Source organism: Umezawaea endophytica, from assembly GCF_025061645.1.
GTDB lineage: Bacteria > Actinomycetota > Actinomycetes > Mycobacteriales > Pseudonocardiaceae > Umezawaea > Umezawaea endophytica.
Map to the genome: position 1 here is coordinate 54,039 of NZ_JANYMP010000010.1, position 22,477 is coordinate 76,515.

A 22,477-nucleotide genomic window follows, 5' to 3' on the forward strand; every position below is an offset into this window, starting at 1 on the left:
TGACGAGTGGGCGCTTGCCCACTATTACTGGGCACATGCCCACTCTACCGCCCGAAGATCGCCGAGAGGCCCACCAGGCCCGTGAGGTCGCCGAGTCGTTCGGCATCGACCCCGAGCGCTACGACCGCGCCCGCCCCCGTTACCCCGAGGCTCTCGTCCACGCGGTCGTGGCCGCCGCGCCCGGCCCCGACGTGCTGGACGTCGGCACCGGCACCGGCATCGCGGCCCGCCAGTTCCAGGCCGCGGGGTGCACCGTGTCCGGGGTGGAGGTGGACCCCCGGATGGCCGAGTTCGCCCGACGGCACCTCGACGTGGACGTGTCGGCGTTCGAGACCTGGAACGCGGCGGGCCGCACCTTCGACGCCGTGGTGTCCGGCCAGACCTGGCACTGGATCGACCCGGTCGCCGGGGCCGCGAAGGCGGCCGAGGTGCTGCGCCCCGGCGGCCTGCTGGCCGTGTTCTGGAACGTGGGCCAACCGCCGCCGGAGCTGGGCGCGGCCTTCGCCGAGGTGTACCGCCGCGTGGTGCCCGACTCGCTGGCCGCCCGCTGGGCGAGCACCGACCCCGGCGGGTACTCGATCCTGAGCGCCAAGGCGACCGAAGCGCTGCGCGACTCGGGAGCCTTCGCCGAACCCGAGCTGACGAGCTACGCCTGGGAACGCGCGTACACCAGGGACGAGTGGCTCGACGAACTCCCCACGACCGGGGCCCACACCCGCTTCCCGCCCGACGCGCTGGCGAAGATCCTCGCGGGCATCGGTGAGGCCGTCGACGCCGCGGGCGGCGGTTTCACCATGGCCTACACCGCCGTCGCGGTGACCGCCGTCAGGCTAGGACCCCGTCCGGGGTGAGGTGGACCGTGTCGTCCGCCCAGCGGCGCAGCAGGACCGCGTCGTGGGAGATGGCCAGCACGCCCGCGCCGGTGCGGCCCTGGTAGTCGCGGATGAGGCCGACGAGCGCGGCCGTGGTGGACGCGTCCAGCATGGTCGTCATCTCGTCGCAGACCAGGTAGTCCGGGCTCAGCGCGAGGGTCCTCGCCAGGCAGGCGCGCTGGAGCTGGCCGTCGCTGACCTCGTGCGCGCGCCGGGAGAGCAGGTCCGGCGTGAGCATCACCAGGTCGGCCAGCTCGGCCACGCGCTCGGCCTGCCGGGGCGCGCGGGTGGCGAGCAGCGGTTCGGTGATCGCCGCGCGCAGCGTCAGCCGCGGGTCGACGGACAGCCTCGGCTGCTGGAACAGCACCCCGATCCGGACGCGCTGCGCGTGCGGCGTCCGGTGCCGGTACCCGGTCACGGGCTCGCCGTCCAGGTGGACCGTTCCCGAGAAGGGCGCGTGCAGCAGCCCGAGCACCCGCGCCAGCGTCGACTTCCCGCTGCCGCTCGGCCCGGCCAGCCCGACGGTCCGCCCCGGCGGCACGGTCAGGTCGACCCGGTCGAGCACCGGGCGGCGGGGGTCGTAGCCCGCGACGACCGCCTCCGCGCGCAGCCCGGTCAGCACGGGCGGTGGCACGCGACGGCGTGCTCGGCGTCGGCGGCCAGCGTCGGGAGTTCGGCGCACTCGGGCCCGACCCGGTCGCAGCGCGGCGCGAACGAGCACCCCGGCGGCAGGTCGGTGAGCAGCGGCGGCATCCCCGGCACGGCGGTGAACGCGCGGTCCGGCAGCGCGTCGCCGAGGCCGCGGGTGTACGGGTGGCCGGGCGCGTCGAGCACGGTGCTCGGCGGCCCGATCTCGATCAGCCTCCCGGCGTACATGACGGCGATCCGGTCGGCGACGCGCTGCGCGGCCGCCAGGTCGTGGGTGATCAGCAGGACGGCGTGCCCGTCGGCGACGAGCCTGCGGAACTCCTCCAGCAGCCCCTCCACGAGGTGGTGGTCCAGGCCGGTCGTCGGCTCGTCGGCGATGAGCAGCCACGGGTCCCCGACCAGCGCGAGCGCGGTGGCGACGCGCTGGGCCATCCCGCCGGACAGCTCGTGCGGGTAGTGGTCGAGGTCCGCAGGGCTCAGGCCGGCACGGGCGGCCACGCCGTTCGCGCGCCCCCGCGGGTCCGGCTCGGCGGGGTGGTGCGCGCGGACGACCTCCTCGAGCTGCGCGCGGGCCGTGCGGACCGGGGTGAGGTGGGAGGCCGGACTCTGCGGGATGAGACCGATCCGCCGCCCCCGCACGCTCGTCGCGAGCTGCTGGTCGGTCGCGCTGAGCAGGTCGAGCGTCGGGCCGCGGTCGTCGCTCAGGGTGGCGCTGCCGGACACCTGGGCGTTGCCCGGCAGGAACCCGAGCAGCGCGCTGGCCAGCACGGTCTTGCCGCAGCCGCTCTCGCCGACCAGCGCCAGGCACTGGCCGGGCCGCAGCCGCAGCGACACGTCGGCGACCGCCGCGACCGTGGCGCCGGGCAGGTCGAAGCGCACCGACACGTGGTCGACGGCCAGTTCGGTCACCACGTCAGCTCCGAGCGGCGTCGGGGGTTGAGCCGGTCTCGCCAGACGCCGCTGAGTCCGGAGATGGCCAGTGTGACGACGATCAGCGCCAGACCGGGCGCGAGGGACATCCACCAGCCGCCGGTGAGCAGCGACCGCTGGGCGTCGTTGATCATGTTGCCGACGCTGGCCTCGTGCGGCGGCAGGCCGAGACCGAGGAACGACAGCGCGGTCTCGTGCCACACGGCGTGCGGGATCATCAGCGTGGTGGACAGCAGCACCTGCGGCGTCACGTTCGGCAGCAGGTGCCGCACGAGGATCCGCCCGCGCGACGAGCCGCCGACGATCGCGGCGTCCACGAACGGGCGGCTCCGCAGCGAGAGCACCTCCGACCGCACGATCCGGGCGGACGTCAGCCAGTGCGTGAGCCCGATGGAGATGATGACGGCGGTCAGGCTGGGCCGCAGGATCGCGACGATCACGATGCCCAGCAGCAGGTGCGGCACGGACGCGACCGCGTCGACCAGCCGCATGAGCAGCCGGTCCACCCAGCCGCCGACCGAGCCCGCGAGCGCGCCGACCGCCGTGCCGACGGCGGACGACACCAGCGCGGCCACCAGCCCCACGGTCAGCGACACGCGCAGGGCGTAGACGCACCGCAGCAGCACGTCGCGGCCGAGTTCGTCGGTGCCGAACGGGTGCGCCGCGTCGGGTGGGCGGTTGGCCGACGCCAGGTCGACGAGCTGCTGGTCGAGGTCGACCACCAGCGGCACCACCAGCACCGCGAGCACGACCACGCCGAGGACGACGGCCGACGGGATCAGCCGCCACCGCGGCGGGAGCCGGGTGCTCGCGGCGGCGATCCGGGAGCGGGGGACCGGCCGCCACGTCCGCTGGTCACCCATCGAGACCCACCCTCGGATCGGCGAGCGCGTACAGGACGTCGGCGATCAGGTTGCCCAGCAGCACGACGGCCGTCGCCAGCACGGTGAGCGCACCCATCAGGGCAAAGTCCACGTTGAGGGCGGCGTCGACGGTGGCCCTGGCGATGCCGGGCCAGGAGAACACGGTCTCCACCAGCAGCGCGCCGGTGATCAGCTCGGGCAGGCGGGCGCCGACCAGCGTGAGGAACGGCAGCAGCGAGGTGCGCAGCGCGTGGCCGAGCACGACCCGGCGGTCCGACAGCCCGCGCGAACGGGCGCCGACCACGTGGTCCTGGCTGAACGACTCCAGCAGGTTCTGCCGCACGAACAGCACGAACCACGGCGCCTGCGAGATCGCCAACACGGACATGGGCAGCACGATGTGCGTCGCGACCTGCCCGACGCCCAACGCCTCCCCGGCGTCGGTGAGGCCGCCGCCGGGCAGCCAGCGGAGCTGGAGCGCGAACACGTACAGCGCGGCCAGCCCCAGCCAGAACACCGGTGCGGCCTCGAGGGTGTAGGAGGTGGCCGTGATCGCCCGGTCCAGCCACCCGCCCGCGAACCACGCCGCCACCGTGCCCAGCAGCAGGCCGAGCAGCAGCGCCAGCGCGAACCCCGCCGAGACGAGCAGGACCGTCCACCCCATGCGGTCGCCGATCACCTCCGAAACGGGCTGCCGCAACGAGAGCGAGTCGCCGAAGTCGCCTGCGACGGCGTGCCGCAGCCACGCGAGGTACTGCTCGACCACCGGTCGGTCGACGCCCCAGTTCTCCCGGATCCGCGCGATCCGCTCGGGGCTCGCGCCGATGATCCGCACCCCGAAGTACCGCTCGATCGGGTCGAACGGCGAGGCCTTGGCGAGGGCGAACAGCGCGAAGCTCACCAGCAGCAGCACCGGGACGGCGAAACCCAGGCGCCGCAGTGCGAGCAGCCCGATCGCCCGGCCCCGACGCCGCCGCGCGGGAGCCGTCACGGCTTGGGCGTCCAGCGTTCGAGGTTCCACCAGACCGCGTGCACCAGGCCGTGGTCGTGCGGCTCGACCTGCTGCTCCTGGCCGGTCCACCGGTCCCGCAGGACGTAGGTGTGGTCGAGGAACACCAGGAACACCCAGCCGGGATCGGCGGTGTAGGCCCGCTGGAAGTCCGCGTAGGCCTGCTTGCGGGTGGCGGTGTCGAGGCTGCGGCGGCCGGTGTCCAGCGCCGCGTCGACGGTGGGGTTGCGGTACAGCGACATGTTCACGTAGCCGGACTGGCCCGCGTAGCGGGAGTGCAGCAGCGTGTACGCGGCGGTGTCCGGGTCGTACGGGTCGCCGCCGCCCCAGACGCTCGCGGCCTCCCGCTGCCGCTGGAGCATCACCTCGAACGTCGTCGCCTCGACCGGCGCGTCGATGCCGAGCCGCGCGATGTCGCTCGCGGTCGCCAGCGCCAGTTCCTTGCGCAGCACGTCGGGCGCCGGGTACAGCACCGGCAGCCGTGCGGCCTGGCCGTCGCGGGACCGCTTGCCGTCCGCGCCCGCCCGCCACCCGGCCTCGTCCAGCAGCCGCGCCGCTTCGGCGGGGTCGTGCCGGAACACCGCGCCCTGCTCGTACCAGTCGGCGAGGTGGGGCGAGATCGGTGTGGCCGCGGGCTTCCCGGCCCCCGCGAGCACGGTGTCGATCATCGCCTGCCGGTCGACGCCGAGGTTGATCGCCAGCCGCACCCGCGGGTCGGACGTGAGCGGCAGCTCGGACGGGAGGCCGAGACCGCGGTAGTCCGCCGACGGGTTGCGCACCAGTCGGTAGCCGTCCCTGTCCCGGTAGGCGTTGGCGAGCTTGGGCGGCAGCACCGTGCCGTCGAACTCGCCCGCCGCCATCCGCGTGGCCCGCGCGTTGTCGTCGGCGACGAACACGACGGTCACGGTCTTCACCGCGGGCGCCCCGCCCCAGTAGGACTCGTTGGCCTTCAACACCATCCGGTCGCCCTTGCGCCACTCGGCGACCGTGTACGGGCCGGTCCCGATCGGCGCGGAGTTGAACGGCGCCGAGTTCACGTCGACCCCGTCGAACGCCTTGCGCGGCACGACACCCAGCGCCAGTTGCTGCGCGAACGGCGCGTACGGGTGGCGCAGCCGGAACTCCACCGTCCGGTCGTCGGGAGCGGTCACGTCGGCGAGCGCGTCCAGCCGTGAAGCGATCGTGGAGTTGGTTCCAGGGTCGAGCACGGACTTGAACGTGAACACGACGTCCTGGGCGGACAGCGTTGTCCCGTCGGAGAACCTGGTGCCCTCGCGCAGCTTCGCCGTCCACACGAGACCGTCGGCCGACGCCGTGGGCACCTGCTCGGCCAGCGCGGGCACGAGCTGGAGCTTCGCGTCCCGCGCGACCAGCCCGTCGAAGACCTTGGCCGCCCCGTCGGGCGCGTACCCGAGGATCGGGTTCAGGTTCTCCGGCTCGCTGCCCGCGCCGATGACGATGGACTCGCCGGTCCGCGCCGAGCCCCCACCGCCGTCCGGCGAGGTGCACCCGACGACCAGCAGCCCCACCGCCGCGAGAACGATCTTCGGCCCATGGCGCACGCGCATCCCCCCGTACGTGGTGGTCCACTGTTGCCGGCTGATGCTAACAGCAAATTGCTGGCAACAAGAAGGCCTCCGTGGGGCAGCCCGGTGAATAGCGGGGGAGCGTTCAGCGCTGTCCCCTCGTCCTCGTTCCGGTCAGCCCGTGACCGCGGGGGACGCGGCGTTCTCGACCAGCAGGCGCGGGCCGCCGGTGCCGTCGGCAGGGACCGACCACACGCCGTCGTCGAGTCCGTACAGGATGGTCGAGCCGTCCTGCCACAGCGCCTGGTCGTCGACGCTCCGCGACTCGGCCAGTTCGGTCTCCACCATGCTCGCCAGGTCGAGGACGGCCAGCCGCCAGACGCCGTCGGACACCTCCTTCTTGAACGCGACCCGCGTGCCGTCCGGCGACAGCGACGGGCACTCGACGTTCTCGCGGAGCACCTTCCCCTGGTAGCGCCCGTAGTCCGCCTCGACCAGGCGGGTCGTGCCCCGGCTGCCGAGGGTGGCGTAGAAGCGGTTGCCGTCGGCGGCGAAGGTGATGCCCCAGTAGTTCACGTCCGCGGCGAAGTAGCGGCGGTCGGCGGTGAACACCGGGAGCTCCTCGATCGTCTTGACGAGCCTCCCGGTCTCGACCTCGTACAGCCCGGCCCTGGTCGAGAAGCCCGTCGCCGCGTAGGAGTCGCCGGTGACGAACAGCGTCCAGGCGACGACCTTCCCGTCCGGGGACACCCGTGCCCGGCTCGGGGTGCCCGGCAGGGCCTCCCGGTGGCGCACGGCGAGCGTCGAGTCCAGCACCAGCACGTCCGTGACGGCGGGCAGCGCGCCGGGGCGGGCGGCCAGGCACACCGCGGTCCGCCGGGCCGCGGCGAACCGGTCGCACACCAGGGCACTCGACCGGCGGGCGCCGCCGGGGTCGGTCGGCGACACCGAGCTGACGCGGCCGGTGCCGGTGTCGCGGAACAGGAGTTGGCCCGGTTCCAGCGTGAGCTGCTCGGCGGCCGGTCCGTCCTGGGCGACGCTTTGGCGCGCCTGCACCGTGAAGGCGACCGCGGCGCCGATCAGCAGCACCGATCCGAGCAGTGCGAACAACAGCCGCCTCATGGGCGCACCGGCCTGGCGACCGCGGCGGCGAGAACGACGACCGCGAGCAGCCCCGCGGCGGCGAACACCGCGGGGCGGAGCCCCCAGAGCGTCCACGCCAGTCCGAAGAGGATGGACGACGACATCCGGGCCACCGCCTGTCCTGTTTGGACGACGGCGAAGCCGGTGGACCTCAGCTCCGGCGGGACCATCGGTCCGGCCGCCGCCATCAGGACGCCGTCCGTGGCCGCGTAGAACACGCCGTGCAGCGCGAGCGCCAGCACGGCGAGCCCCGGCCCGGCCGTGGGACCGCACACGACGACCAGAGCCACGCCGAGCGCGGCGTGCCCGCCGAGGAACACCGGCCAACGGCCGACCCGGTCGGCGAGCCTGCCGACCGGCACGGCCAGCAGCAGGTAGACCGCGGCCGTGCCCAGCGGCAGGAGCGGGAAGTACGCCACGGGGACGTCCCAGCGCCGTTGCAGCACCAGGTAGAGGAACGCGTCCCCGACCGTGACCAGCCCGAGCGCCGCCGCCCAGAGCGTGACCCGGCGGAAGTCGCGGCGCCGCAACAGGTCCAGCGCGGCCCGCGACGACACCGCCACTCGGTCGACGGCCCCCGGCCGGTCCCGCACGAACAGGACCAGCAGCAGCACCCCGACCGCCGCGACGCAGAAGCTGGTGACGAACACCGACGGGTAGCTGCCGAGGCTGACGGCCAGCACGCCCATCGCGGCCACAGGGCCGAGCAGCGCGCCGACCGTGTCCAGCGCCCGGTGCACGCCGAACGACCGGCCGAGCGCGGCGGGATCGCTGCTCAACGAGATCAGCGCGTCGCGCGGCCCGGTGCGCAGGCCCTTCCCGGTGCGGTCGGCGGCGAGCACGACGCCGATGGCCGCCACCGAGGAGCCCGCCGCCAGCAGGCCGAGCTTGCACACCGCGGACAAGCCGTACCCGAACCCGGCGACCGCCTTGAGGCGTCCCCACCGGTCCGCCAGGTGCCCGCCGAGGACGCGGACGACGGCGGTGGCGCCCGTGTAGAGCCCGTCGAGCAGCCCGAACTGCAACGGGTTCAGGCCGAGGCCCAGCACCAGGTACAGCGGGAGCACGGCGGTGACCATCTCCGACGAGACGTCGGTGACGAGGCTGACCACGCCGAGCGCCACCACGTTCGCGGGCACGCGCCGGGGCAGTGCGCGCGGGTCGGTGGTCGTGAGGTCGGGAGAACGGCTTGCCGCGATGTACATGCTCGCCCCCTAGTGGCAGGTGTAGGTCGGGCTGCTGTCCAGCACGGCCCGGTCGAGGCCGATGAGCTGCGTCGAGAACGAGGTGTCCGTCATCGACAGCTTGACCACGCCGAACGCCTGCAACAGCTTCGCCGTGGTCGGGTGCGCCGCGTGCACGTCGTAGAGCGGTGCCCCGCCCATGCCGCCGAGGATCTGCACCGGGCCGTTCGCGTCGGCCCTGCCCGCCGCGTTCTGCGGCACGAACCGCTCGTAGTGGTGGTCGTGGCCGTTGAGCACCAGGTCCACCTTGTTGTCGACCAGGACCTGCCATAGCGCGGCGCTGTCCGGGTTGTCACCGTGGTCACCGGAGCTGAACCTCGGGTGGTGGTAGTACGCGGCCACGCAGCCCTTGGTGTTCGCGGCGAGGTCCTGCTTCAGCCAGGCGACCTGCGCGGGCTCCGCGAAGTCGTGCGTGGTGAAGTCGTTGGAGTCCAGGGCGATGAAGTGCCAGTTCCCCATCTCCCACGAGTAGTAGTTCTTGCCCTGAGGGGTGGCGATCGGGCCGAAGTAGTCCCGGTAGCCCTTGAACGGCGTGTCGTCGTAGGTCTCGTGGTTGCCGGGGACGGGGTGGGTGATGCCCTTGAACTTCCCCCACGTCTTGTCGTAGTAGTTCCGGAAGTCTGAGAGGTGGGCGTCGTCGTACTGGTTGTCGCCCATGGTGATCACGGCCGCCGGGTTGATCGCCTCGACGAGCTTCGCGGTCTTCGGGTGCACGCAGTTCGAGTCGCTCGCGGTGCACCGGTCGGCGATGTCGCCCGCCGCGGCCAGCACGAAGGACCCGCCGCCACCCGGTTTCGTCCGGGCGGTGACGGCCGTGCCCACCGCGGAGGTGTTCCCGGCGGCGTCGCGGGCGCGGACGGCGTAGGCGTAGTCCGTGTCCGCGGTGAGACCGGTGTCGTTGAACGAGGTCGTCGCGCTGGTCGCGACCACCTGCCCGCCGCGCAGGACGTCGTAGCCGGTCACGCCGACGTTGTCGGTCGACGGCGACCACGTCAGCGCGACGCTGCTCGCCGTGGTCGTCCCCGCCGCCAGCCCGGTGGGAGTGCTCGGGGCCTGGGTGTCACCCGTGGAGTCCGCGGTGCCGTACGCCTGGACCTCCCAGAGGGAGTAGCCGTACTTCGTGGCGCGGGTGGTGCCGACGACGCGCAGGTACCGCCCGTGCCCGGACAGGCCCGACAGGTCGTCGGTCTTGCCGTCGCCGTTGTCGACGGTGGCGACCGTGGTGAAGGTGACGCCGTCGTCGGAGACCTCCAGCCGGTACTTTTTGGCGTAGGCGGCTTCCCAGGTCAGCTTGACCCTGTTCACCGTGGACGGTTGGCCCAGGTCCACGCGCAGCCACTGCGGATCGGCGCTGACGGCGCTGGCCCAGCGGGTGGTGCCGACGCCGTCGACCGCCTTGTCACCACCGAGCGAGCTGCTCTCCGTGGTGGACGCCACGACCGGTTTCCCTTGGGAGAGAAGGACATCGGCCGCGTTGGCCGGGACGGCGACGGCCGAGGACAGTGCCAGGGCCGTCGCGGTGACGGCCGCGACCCTGGACAGGGTTCGACGTGGTGGTGGGTGCACGTGGCGCTCCTTCGAGCCTGGCGCGGCGGGAACGAGGCAGAGATAGTTAGGAAACTTTCCTAACAGACTCTAGTGTCGCGTTTCTCCGCTGGGCAAGCGGCGGAAGTCGGTTGAACGATCCAGTCACCACCGAAGTCCACCGGTCGAGCGCACCGCGCCACCGCGAGTGGGCCTGCCCACCGCCCGCGTCACCTGAACGCCGCAACGCCGGACGGCCGATGTCGCCTGAACGCCGCCGTCGCCGTTGTCGCCTGAGTTCCCGCAACGCCGCACAGCTCGGCCGAGCTGTGCGGCACGACACCGCACCCCACCCGCGGCTGAGGTCCGCGGGTGGAAGCCCCCTTCGTCGTAGGACGTCCGCGAAGTCGGGCGGGCACGGCGAACGTCGAGGACTGCCTCACCGATGCCCGCCGCGACCGGTTCCCCGATGCGGACGAGAGGTTGTTCGTCTTCCGGATCGCGGCCGTTCGAGCCGCGCCGACCCACCTTGACAAGGCCGCGGGAGCGCCACCAAGCGGTTGGCGCGTCCCGGACCGCGCCGTCCTGTCCGCCGTGGTCAGAGGGCGGCTGTCCGGATGTCCGGACAGACGCCGAACGGTCGATGACCCCGTGGCCGGTGGTCGACCATGATGGTTTTCGTGACCCGTGACCGCGTCCTGCCGGAATCAGCGCGGGACGTCGCGGAGTTCTCCGCCCTGCTGCGCTCGCTGAAGCGGAATTCGGGATTCACCCTGCGCCAGTTGGAAGAACGGGCCGCCGAACAGGGTTCCGTGCTGCCCCGGAGCACGGTCGCGGACATGCTGCGCCGGGACGGGCTTCCCCGGTCGGAACTGCTGGCCGCGTTCGTGCGGGCCTGCGGCGACGGTCAGCACCTGGCGGAGTGGTCGAGCGCGCGTGAACGCCTGGTCCTCGACGAGGTGCGGGAGCCTCCCGCCGAAGACCCCGCTCCACGACGTCGCACGCCGGTGGTCCTCGGTGCGGTGGCGGTCGTGGTCGTGCTGCTGGTCGTGGCGGTGGCGCTGTGGCCGCGCACGGAGCCCGCGGGCGACGTCCCCACCGACCGGACCTCGCCCGAGGTCCTGTTCCTGCCCTCGGCGGGCAGTTGGGTCCGGATCCGTGCCGCGGGCGCGGAGGAGCTGTGCTTGACCGAGGGCCGTGACCGCGCAGGCCGCTACCAGTCGGCCGTCGCGGCGCTCCGCCCCTGCGCCGAACCCGGCGGGCCACGGGTGTTCATGCAGTCGGCGGGCGAGGACGTCGTCACCGTCAAGTGGGAGCACCCCGTCGAGCACGTCATGGGCTGCCTCACCGTCATGACCTCGGGGCCCGCCAAGGACATGGTCGAACCGCGGGAGGACTGCGTCGAGGGCGACGGCGACCAGGTGTTCCGCGTCGAGCGCGTCGCCGACCAGCGCTACCGGCTGCGCACCCCGTCCGGCGACCGGTGCCTGGGGCTGAACGGGAACCACGTGGAGGCGGGCGCCGAGGCGCTCCGGCAGCCGTGCGCGGTCGAGGTCGACCAGGAGTTCCTGGTCGACCTCGACGCGCGCGACTGACACCGTCCGGCGACGCCTACTTCTTCGCCACGGCGAAGTCGTCGAACGCGGCTCCGGTCGCGAACACGCGCACACCGTTGGCCCCGCTGGTGTAGCTCGTGTCCGTCACGCTGATCTTCGGGGTGGTCATGTCGTTCACGAACACCTTGATCGACGACCCGACCGCTTCCACCCGCAGGTGGTAGCGCGTGCCCGGCCTGATCGTCATCGACGCGGACGCCAGCGGCGTCCAGTTGTTCGCCGCCTTGCCGAGCACCACCCGACCCGCTCCGCTCACCCCCGCGTAGTAGCCGCGGTAGGAGTCCGTGCCGACCGCGGGCTGGGTCGCGCGGAACACGACCCCGGCGTCACCGGACGCGGACGCGGGCGTGACGTCCACGTCCTGGACGAAGTTCGCGAAGTTGGTGTCCAGCAGCGCTTTCCCGCCGTACGACGACGTCGCGGTGTACCGGCCGCCCGCCGCGGACCACGCGCCGCCGTAGGTCGCCCACCCGATGGCGTTGTCGTCGCCGAAGTCGTCGTGCACCTTCATCGTCACCGGCTGGATCTTGCCGTCGGCGGCGAACGTCATCCGGTCGTAGGCGAGCTGCCGGTCGTTCGCTCCCGAGCGGCTCAGCGGACGGCGGTGGTAGAGGATGTACCAGATGTCCGTGCCGGGGACGTTGATCACGGAGTTGTGCCCCGAGCCCCGCGCCACCGCCGAGTCCTGCGCCAACACCCTGTCGACCTTGGCGAACGGCCCGAGCGGCGAGTCGGAGATCGCGTAGGACACCGCGTAGTTCGGGCCGGTCCAGCCGTCCTCGGACCACATCAGGTAGTACTTGCCGCCCCGCTTGAACATCTGGGGCCCCTCGGTGTAGTTCGCGGGGGTGATCTCCTTGAACGTGGTCCCGTCGTCGAACTTCCCGAGGCTCTTCATGTCGCGGTTGAGCTTCGCCACGTTCGCGTGTCCCCAGCCGCCGTAGTACAGGTAGGCCTGCCCGTCGGAGTCGATGAACACGTCCTGGTCGATCGGCTGGGCGCCGTTGACGAACTGGCCCACCAGCGGCGCGCCGATCGCGTCGACGTACGGGCCCTCCGGCCGGTCCGCCACGGCCACCCCGATGCCACCGGACTCGGAGTTGCTCTGGATGTCGTTGGCGCCGAAGTACAGGAAGTACTTCCCGTCGCGCTCGATCGGCGCGGGCGCCCACACCGCCCGGTTCGCCCAGGAGACGCTCGCGGTGGTCAGGATGTTGCTGTGCTTGGTCCAGTGGACGAGGTCGGTGGAGGAGAAGGCGTCCAGGTAGGTCTGCTCACCGTAGGGCCGCGACGACGTCGGGTACACCCAGTACGCGCCGCCGTAGATGGCGACGTCGGGGTCCGCGTACCAGCCGTCGACGAACGGGTTGCCCGCCTCGGAGGTGGAGTAGTCGGGGATCGCGGGCGCGGCGCCTGCCGAGGGGACGAGGCCGCCGCCGATCAACAACGCGGTCAGGGCAAGGGTGGTGATCCTGGCCGAACGGCTGCGCCGCCAGGATTTGCAACGTTGTAAATCCATGCCGTCGATCCCACCACGTGATCCGGCGCGGTGTCCATAGGTTGTCCTGGTGGACAACGCGACGGTGTTCCCGGCCTTTGGGGAGCCCCCGACACCGTTGCGCGGTCAGGAAGTCCTGGTGGCGGACCCACCCGTCGGCGCGATGAACGCGACGATGCCGATTCGATGAAGACGGCTGCCGATACTTGCGCAGGCAACACAGCCACCCTTCTCGAAGAGGAGAAGACATGCGTCAATCGTTCAGGCGCGTCGGGCTGCTCGGCACGGCCTTCCTGCTCGCACTGGCGGGAACGGTGTTCGTGGCGGGCACGGCGTCGGCGAAGACGAAGCAGTCGTTGGACGTCCGGTCGGTCACGCAGGCCTGCGAGGTCTCGGTCTGCGCACGGGACGCGCAGACCGTGCCGCGCGACCAGCCCGTCGACACGTACTGCTCCCACCCCAACGGCGGGTTCAACCTCACTTACACCAACCCCGTCTACGGCCGCGGCGGTTACATTCCTGTCGCGAACTTCACGAACAACGTCCTGAACCCCTCGCGGTGCGGTGCCCTTTCCGGTTCCTTCGCGCGGACGAAGGTCAGGACCAACCTGTGGTCCTGCTCCGGAGGCGGGTGCGTGAACTTCGGCGGCGACCTCCGGGTCGGCGAGCAGCTCCGCGCCTTCTGCCACCTGGAGCCGGGCCAGCCCAACTCGTTGCTCGTCTACGTGCCGCGCAACACGTTCGCGGGCTTCGTCCGCACGGCCGACCTGGACATCAACCCCAACGTGCCGAGTTGCAACCAGGGGTTCTGACCCGGTGCGCGAACAGCCGGGCCGCCGAGGGGCGGCCCGGCGTCAGCCGTGGCTGATGGCGCGGTGGACGAAGGTGGGGCGGGTGCCGGGGCTGATCCAGTGCGCGGTCAGCTCGCTGGACGGGAAGAACTGGAGGAAGCGCGAGTCCGACTGGGAGCGGTCCACGACGGACTTCTCCAGGATCAGCGAGTTGTACTGGTCCGCGGTGGTCTCCAGGCTGTTCGCGTTCAGCACCACCTCCTGCTGCCAGTCCTTGGCCCACCGGCGCACGCCGGGGAGCTTGCTGTGCTCCGGCGTCAGGCACTCGGTGGCGATGGCGTTCTCGCTGCTGGCCCAGATCCCCGTGCTGGTGTTGAGCAGGAGGGTCTGGTTGCCGAACACGTGGCCGGGCGTGGGGACCACGGCGACGCCGGGGCCGATGAGGACACCGCCGTCGACCGCGAGGATCGCTTCGGAGCGCAGGTCGGTGAAGTGCTCGGCCTGGTACCACGGGCGCTGCAACGGGTGGAGCGACCGCATCCCGGCGATCTCGTCGCGCTGCACGACCAGCTTGGCGTTGGGGAAGAACGGCGTCACGCGGCCACCGAGGTCCGGCTGGTCGGTGGTGGTGCCGACCCAGCGCCTCAGGTCCTGCGTGTGGAGGTGGTCGAACACCAGGTAGTCGACGTCCTCGGGGCGGACGCCCAGCCTGGCCAGGTGGTCGCCGACGGACGGGTTCGTCGCGACCAGCAGCCGTTCGAGCACGGCCGGGGTCTTGCGCGCCAGCGCGGCGAAGTACGGGGTGTTGCGGCCCAGCTCCACGTCGCTCGGCTCGAACAGCAGCGTCCTGACCCGGCCGTCGGTCTCGGTCCAGCGGATCACCAGCATCCGGTTGGTGATCGTCAGGAACGGGGCGGGCGTGAGCGCGGCGCGGAACAGGCCGAACTTCGTCGGGTAGGGGAGCGTGACCAGGTCGCACGTCGTGATGCTGTCCGGCGTGCCGCTGGAGGAGAAGTCGCGGCGGAAGTCGTCGGCCCTGGTGCGGATCCAGTCGAGCTTCGCGCCGAACCCGCCTCCGACGGCGGACAGGCCGGCGAAGGTGTCGAGCGGGGTGCCGAACGCGGACAGGTCGGAGGCCTCGGGCAGCGTCACTTCAGCTCCTTGCGCGCGCCGAGGAGGGCCTTCACCACGAGCAGCCAGTTCTTGGGCTTCTTGAAGTCCAGGCCGCCGAGTAGCTGCTTGAGCATGGTCAGCACGTCGAAGTAGATCCGCTCGCAGACCAGGGTCTCGTCCTCGAAGATGAAGTACGCCGTCATGCGCACCTTGAACTTGCTGCCGGTCGCCGGGACCGAGCCGAACGGCCCGAGGTGCGTGCCGAGCAGGTAGAACTCGCAGATCACGGCGTCGTCGCTGTGCCGGAGCTGGATCATCTCGTGGTGCTGGTCGGGAAATGCGGTGCGCGTGTCCGCGTAGTAGCCGCGGACCGCCGCGTTGCCGTCGTGCACGACGCCGGTGGCGATCACCTCGTAGCGGGGGTGCGGGAACGTCGACAGGACGTCGTCCCACTGCTGGGCGACCTCGTCGTGGAAGTGGTCCAGGACGATCTTCTCGCGCGTCGCGCGCAGGGTATCGGTGAGCACGGGTCCCAACTCCTCGGTTACTTACGCTGTAAGTGCGGTCAGGATTCCACTTACGGCGTAAGCTTGTCAACGTGGAGACGCGCCGATGACCCCGAGACGCCGTGAACCGCTGAGCCGCGACCGGGTCGTCGCGAGCGCGTTGGCGCTGGTGGAGCTGCACGGCGTGGAAGCGCTGAGCATGCGCAAGCTGGCCGCGGAACTCGGCGTCGAGGCGATGTCGCTCTACAACCACGTCGCCAACAAGGACGACGTGCTCGACGCCATCGCCGAGGTCGTCTTCGCGGACGTCGCCCTGCCCCCGCCGACGGCGGACTGGCGGGTCGACGCCCGCGCGCTGGCGGACGCCTTCCGCGCGGCGGCGCTGGCCCACCCGCGCACCGCGTCGCTGAGCCTGGCCCGCCAGCTCGGCTACCCGGCCGTGCCGGTGACCGAGGCGGCGCTGGACGTCCTGGCCAGGGCGGGGTTCGACCCCGAGCAGGCGGTGCACGCGTCGCGCACCCTGCTCGCCTACGTGATCGGCACCCTGCTCCGCGAGATCGGCTCGGGGCCGCCGGACGAGACCCGCGAGCCCGCGCTGGTCGCGACCGGCCTGCCCCGCGTCGCCGAGGCCGCCCGCCACCTCGCCGTGTGCCACCACGAGGCCGAGTACCGCTTCGGCCTCGACCTGGTGCTCGACGCGCTCGCCCTGCGGGCGGTCGGCGCGGCGGGTGGACCGTCCGCGCGGTGACGGACCCCGGCTCGTCCGGGTTGGCCACGTCGTGGACGGTGGTGATCAGGCCCTGCTCTCAAAACTCGGCGTGTCGCCAGGTGAACCAACGGCCCGCCCCTGGCTCCGCACCGCCCGCTTGTGGGGACCGGAAGTCCGTCAGAGAGACTGGGGGCCAGTGCCCGCCCTCTCGACCTGGAGCCATTGATGCCGCAAGGGACCGTCCGTTGGTTCGACGCCGAACGGGGTTTCGGCTTCCTCGCGCCCGAGGACGGCTCGCCGGACGTGTTCGTGCACGCCTCCGAGATCGTCGGGGACGGCGGCGCGAAGGTGCTCCGCGAGGGGCAGGCCGTCGTGTTCGAGGTCGGCGAGAACGACCGCGGGCCCCAGGCGCTGCGCGTTCGCGTCACCGCCGATGCGGCCACCGGCAGCGCCGTGGGCCTGCTCGGCACCGTCAACTGGTACGAGCCGGGCAAGGGGTACGGCTTCGCGTCGCCGGACGGCGGCGGCGCCGACGTCTTCGTGCACAGCTCCGCCATCGTGACCGGCGGCGTGGTCACCGAGGGGCAGCGGGTGGCCTTCCTGCTCGTCGAAGGCGAGCGCGGCCCGCAGGCCGGGCACGTGATCCCGCTGGGAGCAGGGGCAGGCTCACCCGCCGCGGCTGGTACCTCGGACGGTGCCGACGGCACGGTGGCCTGGTACGACGAGGACAAGGGCTTCGGCTTCATCAACCCCGACTCCGGCGCCGGGGACATCTTCGTCCACGTACGGGCCCTGGCCGAGGGGCTGACGTGGCTCGCGGAGGGCGACCGCGTCGCCTACGAGGTGGCCAGTGGGGACAAGGGCCCGCAGGCCCGCGACGTGCACCTGGTCCGGGGCGCCGAGCCTCAGACGGCGCCGCGGCGGTCGGCACCTGCCGCGGCCGCAGGGTCGGCCGCGCGGGACGTGCCCGTACGAGGCGGCGAGGGCGTCGTCGCGCGCTACGACGGCGACCGCGGCTTCGGCTTCATCACCCCGGACGCGGGCGGCGACGATCTCTTCGCCCACGTGTCCGTGATCATGGGGTCGGAGCCGCTGATGAAGGGTGACCGGGTCCGGTACGCGGTGCGTCAGAGCGATCGGGGCCCGCAGGCCGACCGCGTCGAACGCCTCTGAAGAGGCGGCCCCACCGATGTGTCCCCGACGAGTGAATGGATGCGTCGGACCTGGTCGCAGAGCTCGATCTTGATGACTCGTCGAGGTCGCTCACCGCGTGTACCTGCCGCCGCGCGGCCACCACGCGCCCGCGCTCGGCACGCTCCTCAGCAGCCCGAAGACCTGGACGACCCCCGCGTTCACCACCTCCTTGTACCAGGCGGCGGGCCTGCCGGTGATCGAGATCCGCCGGGGGCCGCCGTCCGGCCGGGTGTACTGGATCACGGCGTCGTGGCGGCCGAGGCTCACCGCCTTGCTGTAGTAGCCGAACCGGAAGCCCTTGGGCCGCTTGCCGTCCAGCTCCCGCGCGATCGACGTGGCGGCGTGCACGGCCGTGGGCATCCCGCTCTGGCAGGTGCCGTGCAGGACGCCGAACGGCTGCCCGACCGCCGCGGCGTCGCCGATGGCGTACACCTCCGGACGTGTCACGGACCGCAGCGCGGAGTCGGTGACGACGCGGCCGAGGTCGTCCACCTCCAGCCCGGCCGCGGCGGCGAGCGGAGCCGCCCGCACCCCGGCCGCCCACAGCACCACGTCGGCGGCCTCGCTACCGCCGTCGGCGAACACCACCGAGTCCGGCAGCACCTTCACGACCTCGACCCCGCTCCGGACGCGCACGCCGAGCCGGGCCAACGCGGCGGCCAGGTGCGCCCTGGCCCTCGGGCCCAGCGCCGCGCCCGGCTCGTCCCGGCCGATCAGCACGACGTCCAGCTCCGGGTGCTGCTCGGCGATCTCGGTCGCCGCCTCCACGCCGGTCAGCCCGCTGCCGCACACCGCGACCGTGCCGCCCGTCAGCCGTGCGGCGAACAGTTCGGCGTCGTGGGCGCTGTCCAGGGTGTGCACGTGGTCCTCGGCTCCGGGGACGGCGGCCGTGTCGGACACCCCTCCCAGCGCGTAGACCAGCGTGTCGTACTCCAGCACCCGTTCGTCGTCCACGCGCACGGTGCGCGCCTCCGCGTCGACCGCGGTGACCCAGCCGCGCACGAACTCGACCCCGGTGCCCTCCAGCACGTCCGGGATCCGCACCTCGCGCGTCCGCTGCCCGCTCGCCGTCTGGTGCAGCCGCAGCCGTTCGGTGAACCGCTCGGCCGCGTTGACCAGCGTGATCCGCACGTCGCCACGCCGCTTCGTGCGGGCCGCCAGGCTCACCGTCGCCACCATCCCCGCGTACCCCGCTCCGAGAACCACGATCCTGCGCATGTCCTTCGTCCCTTCTCGCCCGCTCCGACGACCACCAGACGAGGTGGGACCAAGCGGATGTGACGCCAGGTGACCGGCGTCACAGCAGGGAGGCGAGGAGGGCGACGGCCGGGACCACGGCGTGGTCGGCCAGGTTGCCGTAGCCCAGGACGAGGGTCGGGTCGCCGGACGGCTCGGTCCGGTAGGTGTCCAGGTCGACCAGGTTCAGGCCTTCGGCCGCGGCTCGCCGCACTAAGGCCCCGGTGTCCGGGGAACCGCCCAGGTGCAGCAGCAGGTGCAGGCCCGCGGCGACGCCGGTGATCCGCGAATCCGGCAGGTGGGTGGCCAGCGCGGCGACCAGCGCGTCGCGGCGGGCGCGGTAGCGGGACCGGACCGCGCGCAGGTGGCGGTCGTAGCCGCCCCGCTCCACGAACGCGGCGAGCGCGAGCTGGTCGACCACCGGAGGTGTCGAGGCGGCCGGGTTCGCGGCGCGGACCGCGTCGGCCCAGGTCGGAGGCAGGACGTACCAGCCGATGCCCAGCGCCGGGCTCAGGGTCTTGCTGACCGACCCGAACAGCGCCACGTGCGCGGGCGCCATGCCCTGGACTGTGCCGACCGGACGGCGGTCGTAGCGGAAGTCGGCGTCGTAGTCGTCCTCCAGGACGAGGCCGTCGACGTCGCGGGCCCACGCGACCAGCGCCGCGCGGCGGGCCGGGGCGAGCACCGTGCCGGTGGGGAACTGGTGCGCGGGCGTCACGACCACCGCGCGCGTCCCTCCCAGCCGGTCCACCCGCACGCCGTCCTCGTCGACGGGCACCGGGACCGCGGTCAGCCCGGCCGCCGCCACCGCGTCGCGCGTGCGGCCCCAGCTCGGGTCCTCGACGGCGACCGACGTGAACCCGGCTGCGGCCAGCGCACGGCACACCCGCGTCACGCCCTCGGTGACACCGGAGCACACGGTGACGTCCGGCGGGGTGGTCGACGCGCCCCGGCAGCGCCGCAGGTACTCGGCCAGCACCGCCCGCAGCCGCGGGTGCCCGCCGCGGGGCGGGAGGCCGAACTCGGTGTGGGGCGCGGTGGTCAGGACCTCCCGCAGCGCCTCGGCCCAGCGGCGCCTGGGGAACGCCCGCAGGTCCGGCAGACCCGGCGCCAGGTCGTGGCGGGGGACGGTCGTGGTCGCGGCCGACGCCGGGCGGGACGGGCGTTCCCGCGACGGCGACCACAGCACGCGGGTGGCCGCCCCGGTCCGCGCCTCCAGGTAGCCCTCGGCCACCAGTTGCGCGTACGCCTGCGTCACCAGCCACCGCGAGCAGGCCAGGTCCGCGGCCAGCTTGCGGCTCGGCGGCAACGCCGTCCCGACCGGCAGCACCCCGTCGCGCACGGCCGCCCGCAACGCCCTGGCCAGCCGTTCGTGCCGCGGCCCGACGTCCGGCCCGGACAGGTCCAGCAGCACGTCCCAGCTCAGATTGGTCTGCGATTCCGGCACGGAAACGGACCGTAGCACCAGACCGATCCCGTCCTACCGTGGTCGCGTGATGAAGCGAACCGAACTCGGCCGCACCGGGACCACCGTCAGCCAGGTGGCGCTGGGCTGCATGCTGATGGGCACCTACACCGACCAACCGACCTCCTACCGGATGCTCGACGCGTTCCTGGGGGCCGGTGGCGACTTCCTCGACACGGCGAACTGCTACTCGTGGTGGCACGCGGGCAGCGCGGGCGGGGAGAGCGAGGAGCTGCTCGGCCGCTGGATGGCCGACCGCGGCACCCGCGACGACGTCTTCCTCGCCACGAAGGTCGGCGGGATCGTCACCGACGTGCCCGCCGCGCTCGTCGACGGCAGGGCGGACTGGGACGTCGCGTCGAAGCTGTTCGAGGGGACGGGCGCGGACGTCGTCCGCCGGGGCGTCGACGCGAGCCTGCGCAGGCTCGGCACCGACCACGTCGACCTGTACTACGTCCACGTCGACGACCCGGCCACACCGCTGGAGGAGACCCTCGAAGCGCTCGACGGGATCGTCCGCGCGGGCAAGGCCCGCCACATCGGGTGGAGCAACGTGCGGACGTGGCGGCTGGAGCGGATCCGGCAGCTCGCCGACCGCCACGGCTGGACGGCCCCGGTCGCGGTGCAGCAGCAGCACTCCTACCTGCGGCCCGCGCCGCGCACGGACCGGGCGGGCATCGCCGGGCCCGAACTGCTGGACTACCTGACCGCGCACGACGACCTGTCCCTGGTCGCCTACTCGCCGATCCTCCAGGGCATCTACGACGACCCGGACCGGCGGGCGGCCCACCGGATGTGGTCGGCCTACTCCGGACCGGACTCGGAGGCCCGGCTCGCGGTGGTCGGGAAGGTCGCGGCCGACCTCGGGGTGACCGGCAACCAGGTCGCGCTGGCGTGGCTGCTGCACCAGCGGACGCCCGCGGTGGTTCCGATCGTCGGCACCCGGACGTGGGAGCAGTTCGAGGCCTTCCGGCCCGCGCTGGACGTGGAACTGGGCGCCGAGCACCTCGCGTCGCTGGAGGCGGCGGGAGCCTGAAACGATTTCGCCCGCCAGGCAACCTTTCCCGCGCCCCGACCGGTACCCGGTGTGTCGGATGAGCGAAGGGCCGTGCTGTGGGGGACATACCCGAGGGGTTCGAGGAGTTCGTGGCGACCGCGTCGCCGCGGCTGCTGCGCACGGCGTTCCTGCTCACCAGGGACGAGGGGCACGCGGAGGACCTCCTCCAGACCGCGTTGGCGCGCGCGTGGCGGGCGTGGGGCCGGGTCGACGGCGACCCGGAGCCGTACGTGCGGCGGATCATCGTCAACACCCACGCCACGTGGTGGCGGAGGCGGTGGCGCGGTGAGGAACCCACCGAACGGCTGCCGGACCGGCCGAGCGGGGCGCCGCAGGACGTCGTGGGCGACCGCGAGTGGCTGTGGCAGGCGCTGGGCCGGTTGCCGCGCAAGCAGCGCGCGGTGCTGGTGCTGCGGTTCTACGAGGACCTGACCGAGGCGCAGACGGCCGAGCTGATGGGCTGCTCCGTCGGCACGGTCAAGAGCCAGGTGAGCCGGGCGCTCGCCAAGCTGCGCCTGGACGACACGTTCGCCGCGGAAGGGGTTTGGCGATGAACCTGAGCGACCTCACCGAGGTGCTGCGCGACCACGCCCCGCGAGCGGACGCGCAGGTGACCGCCCGGCTGGCCGGGGTGCGCGCCAGGGTGGCGGCGAGCAGGCGCCGCCGCGCGGTGGGAGCCGCGGCCTGCGTCGTCCTCGCGCTGGTGGGCGTGGTGTACGCGGTGGTCCCGCGCGCGGAGCGGTCGTCGGAGCCCGCGACGCCCGAGCGGAGCTTCCCGGAGTACCAGGCGGGCACCAGGCTCGCCGCCCAGGCGTGGGCCGAACTGCCGTCGTCGAGCGTCGTGCTGAGGTTCGTGCCGAAGTCGCTGGACTTCAAGGTGTTCGTCAGGTGCGACATCGGGCAGGGGGTCGACCTGCCCATGAAGCTCGTGATCGACGGCGACGAGGTACTGGCAGGCGGTTGCGGCACCGCTTCGGGGTCCTCGGACTGGGGGACGCGGGGGGCCGAGGTCGGGAAACCCGTCGTGGTGACGCTGACCGTCGGCGACGAGGCCGTGGACCACTCCAGGCCGTCGTCACCGGTCACGATGCCGAGACCGAGCAGCGGGGCGTTCGGGATCGCCGTGGGCGAGGCGGTCCCGGTGGACCGGTACCCGTTCCCGCCACGTCCCGAGACCCTGGCGGAGATGCCCCCGCCGCTTACCGACCCGACCTTCGTGGTGTCCGCCGACCCGGCCGATCCCGACTCGCCGCGGGAATTCTCCATCGCGTGGCCCGGCGAACGGTTCCTGCACGCCCAGGTGAACACTCCCGGAAGGGTTCGCGTGCTGGTCAACGACGTCCTGGTCACGGACTTCTTCAGTTGGGACTACGGGATCGCCGGGACCCAGAGCATGTCGTCCAAGGACTGGGGCCGGGTCCACGGGATCGCGGTGGCGGCCGGGGACCCCGTGCGGATCACGGTGATCCCGGAACGCCTCTCCGGTGACTGGCGGGTCTGGCTCGGCGAGTACTGACGCTTTTTGTCGGACCC

The 22,477-nt window shown here is 72.6% G+C and carries 21 protein-coding genes; 8 read left to right on the forward strand and 13 right to left on the reverse strand.

All coding sequences use genetic code 11. The features are described from left to right. The first annotated feature begins 35 nt into the window (after window positions 1-35). The gene (locus tag NZH93_RS21285; protein WP_259624911.1) at window positions 36-851 is read left to right on the forward strand and encodes a class I SAM-dependent methyltransferase; all 816 of its coding nucleotides are present in this window, start codon (window positions 36-38) and stop codon (window positions 849-851) included. Here the strand turns inward: NZH93_RS21285 and NZH93_RS21290 are convergent. The 8 genes from NZH93_RS21290 to NZH93_RS21325 all read right to left on the reverse strand — a co-directional run bounded on the left by NZH93_RS21290 (window position 826) and on the right by NZH93_RS21325 (window position 9,738). Further along, window positions 826-1,506, reverse strand: coding sequence for an ABC transporter ATP-binding protein (locus NZH93_RS21290; RefSeq protein ID WP_259624912.1), 681 nt, complete (start codon window positions 1,504-1,506; stop codon window positions 826-828). The genes NZH93_RS21285 and NZH93_RS21290 overlap by 26 nt on opposite strands. Then, window positions 1,488-2,432 (reverse strand): ABC transporter ATP-binding protein, encoded by a 945-nt coding sequence (locus NZH93_RS21295; protein ID WP_259624913.1) that lies wholly within the window; start codon window positions 2,430-2,432, stop codon window positions 1,488-1,490. Before NZH93_RS21295 ends, NZH93_RS21290 begins: the two co-directional genes overlap by 19 nt. After that, window positions 2,426-3,313, reverse strand: a complete 888-nt coding sequence (locus NZH93_RS21300; protein WP_259624914.1) for an ABC transporter permease — start codon at window positions 3,311-3,313, stop codon at window positions 2,426-2,428. Before NZH93_RS21300 ends, NZH93_RS21295 begins: the two co-directional genes overlap by 7 nt. Next, complete coding sequence (locus NZH93_RS21305; protein ID WP_259624915.1) at window positions 3,306-4,334, reverse strand: ABC transporter permease; 1,029 nt, start codon at window positions 4,332-4,334, stop codon at window positions 3,306-3,308. The genes NZH93_RS21300 and NZH93_RS21305 overlap by 8 nt, the downstream gene beginning before the upstream one ends. Then, complete coding sequence (locus NZH93_RS21310) at window positions 4,301-5,890, reverse strand: ABC transporter substrate-binding protein (RefSeq protein WP_259624916.1); 1,590 nt, start codon at window positions 5,888-5,890, stop codon at window positions 4,301-4,303. The genes NZH93_RS21305 and NZH93_RS21310 overlap by 34 nt, the downstream gene beginning before the upstream one ends. A 132-nt stretch (window positions 5,891-6,022) precedes the next feature. Next, on the reverse strand, window positions 6,023-6,970 hold the full coding sequence (locus tag NZH93_RS21315; RefSeq protein ID WP_259624917.1) for a WD40 repeat domain-containing protein: 948 nt from the start codon (window positions 6,968-6,970) through the stop codon (window positions 6,023-6,025). Continuing rightward, window positions 6,967-8,196, reverse strand: coding sequence for an MFS transporter (locus NZH93_RS21320; RefSeq protein WP_259624918.1), 1,230 nt, complete (start codon window positions 8,194-8,196; stop codon window positions 6,967-6,969). The genes NZH93_RS21315 and NZH93_RS21320 overlap by 4 nt, the downstream gene beginning before the upstream one ends. A 9-nt stretch (window positions 8,197-8,205) precedes the next feature. Continuing rightward, window positions 8,206-9,738, reverse strand: a complete 1,533-nt coding sequence (locus NZH93_RS21325; protein ID WP_276023874.1) for a discoidin domain-containing protein — start codon at window positions 9,736-9,738, stop codon at window positions 8,206-8,208. Window positions 9,739-10,439: 701 nt separating this feature from the next. Here NZH93_RS21325 and NZH93_RS21330 point away from each other — a divergent pair. Continuing rightward, entirely contained in the window at window positions 10,440-11,354 is a 915-nt protein-coding gene (locus NZH93_RS21330; protein ID WP_259624920.1) for an RICIN domain-containing protein, read from the forward strand. Window positions 11,355-11,370: 16 nt separating this feature from the next. Here NZH93_RS21330 and NZH93_RS21335 read toward each other — a convergent pair whose 3' ends face one another. Beyond that, window positions 11,371-12,894, reverse strand: a complete 1,524-nt coding sequence (locus tag NZH93_RS21335) for a family 43 glycosylhydrolase (protein WP_259624921.1) — start codon at window positions 12,892-12,894, stop codon at window positions 11,371-11,373. Window positions 12,895-13,121: 227 nt separating this feature from the next. On the opposite strand from NZH93_RS21335, the gene NZH93_RS21340 reads away from it, so the two are divergent. Beyond that, a complete protein-coding gene (locus NZH93_RS21340; protein ID WP_259624922.1) occupies window positions 13,122-13,685 on the forward strand; it encodes a hypothetical protein in 564 nt (187 codons plus the stop codon). Between the two features lie 42 nt (window positions 13,686-13,727). Here NZH93_RS21340 and NZH93_RS21345 read toward each other — a convergent pair whose 3' ends face one another. Further along, window positions 13,728-14,816 (reverse strand): MBL fold metallo-hydrolase, encoded by a 1,089-nt coding sequence (locus NZH93_RS21345; RefSeq protein ID WP_259624923.1) that lies wholly within the window; start codon window positions 14,814-14,816, stop codon window positions 13,728-13,730. Then, on the reverse strand, window positions 14,813-15,304 hold the full coding sequence (locus NZH93_RS21350) for an ester cyclase (RefSeq protein WP_259624924.1): 492 nt from the start codon (window positions 15,302-15,304) through the stop codon (window positions 14,813-14,815). Before NZH93_RS21350 ends, NZH93_RS21345 begins: the two co-directional genes overlap by 4 nt. A gap of 85 nt (window positions 15,305-15,389) precedes the next feature. Between NZH93_RS21350 and NZH93_RS21355 the strand changes: the two genes are divergently transcribed. Next, on the forward strand, window positions 15,390-16,031 hold the full coding sequence (locus NZH93_RS21355) for a TetR/AcrR family transcriptional regulator C-terminal domain-containing protein (RefSeq protein WP_259624925.1): 642 nt from the start codon (window positions 15,390-15,392) through the stop codon (window positions 16,029-16,031). 186 nt (window positions 16,032-16,217) lie between these two features. Continuing rightward, the gene (locus NZH93_RS51280; protein WP_443742655.1) at window positions 16,218-17,165 is read left to right on the forward strand and encodes a cold-shock protein; all 948 of its coding nucleotides are present in this window, start codon (window positions 16,218-16,220) and stop codon (window positions 17,163-17,165) included. Between the two features lie 90 nt (window positions 17,166-17,255). On the opposite strand, the gene NZH93_RS21375 is transcribed toward NZH93_RS51280, so the two are convergent. Both NZH93_RS21375 and pdxR read right to left on the reverse strand, forming a co-directional pair. Then, the gene (locus NZH93_RS21375; RefSeq protein ID WP_259624926.1) at window positions 17,256-18,404 is read right to left on the reverse strand and encodes an NAD(P)/FAD-dependent oxidoreductase; all 1,149 of its coding nucleotides are present in this window, start codon (window positions 18,402-18,404) and stop codon (window positions 17,256-17,258) included. Between the two features lie 79 nt (window positions 18,405-18,483). Further along, complete coding sequence (gene pdxR, locus NZH93_RS21380; protein WP_259624927.1) at window positions 18,484-19,869, reverse strand: MocR-like pyridoxine biosynthesis transcription factor PdxR; 1,386 nt, start codon at window positions 19,867-19,869, stop codon at window positions 18,484-18,486. A gap of 49 nt (window positions 19,870-19,918) precedes the next feature. Between pdxR and NZH93_RS21385 the strand changes: the two genes are divergently transcribed. The 3 genes from NZH93_RS21385 (at window position 19,919) to NZH93_RS21395 (ending at window position 22,460) form a co-directional block, all read left to right on the forward strand. Continuing rightward, a complete protein-coding gene (locus NZH93_RS21385; protein ID WP_259625167.1) occupies window positions 19,919-20,923 on the forward strand; it encodes an aldo/keto reductase in 1,005 nt (334 codons plus the stop codon). Between the two features lie 77 nt (window positions 20,924-21,000). After that, the gene (locus NZH93_RS21390) at window positions 21,001-21,498 is read left to right on the forward strand and encodes a SigE family RNA polymerase sigma factor (protein ID WP_259624928.1); all 498 of its coding nucleotides are present in this window, start codon (window positions 21,001-21,003) and stop codon (window positions 21,496-21,498) included. Further along, a complete protein-coding gene (locus NZH93_RS21395; protein WP_259624929.1) occupies window positions 21,495-22,460 on the forward strand; it encodes a hypothetical protein in 966 nt (321 codons plus the stop codon). The genes NZH93_RS21390 and NZH93_RS21395 overlap by 4 nt, the downstream gene beginning before the upstream one ends. Window positions 22,461-22,477 lie beyond the last annotated feature (17 nt).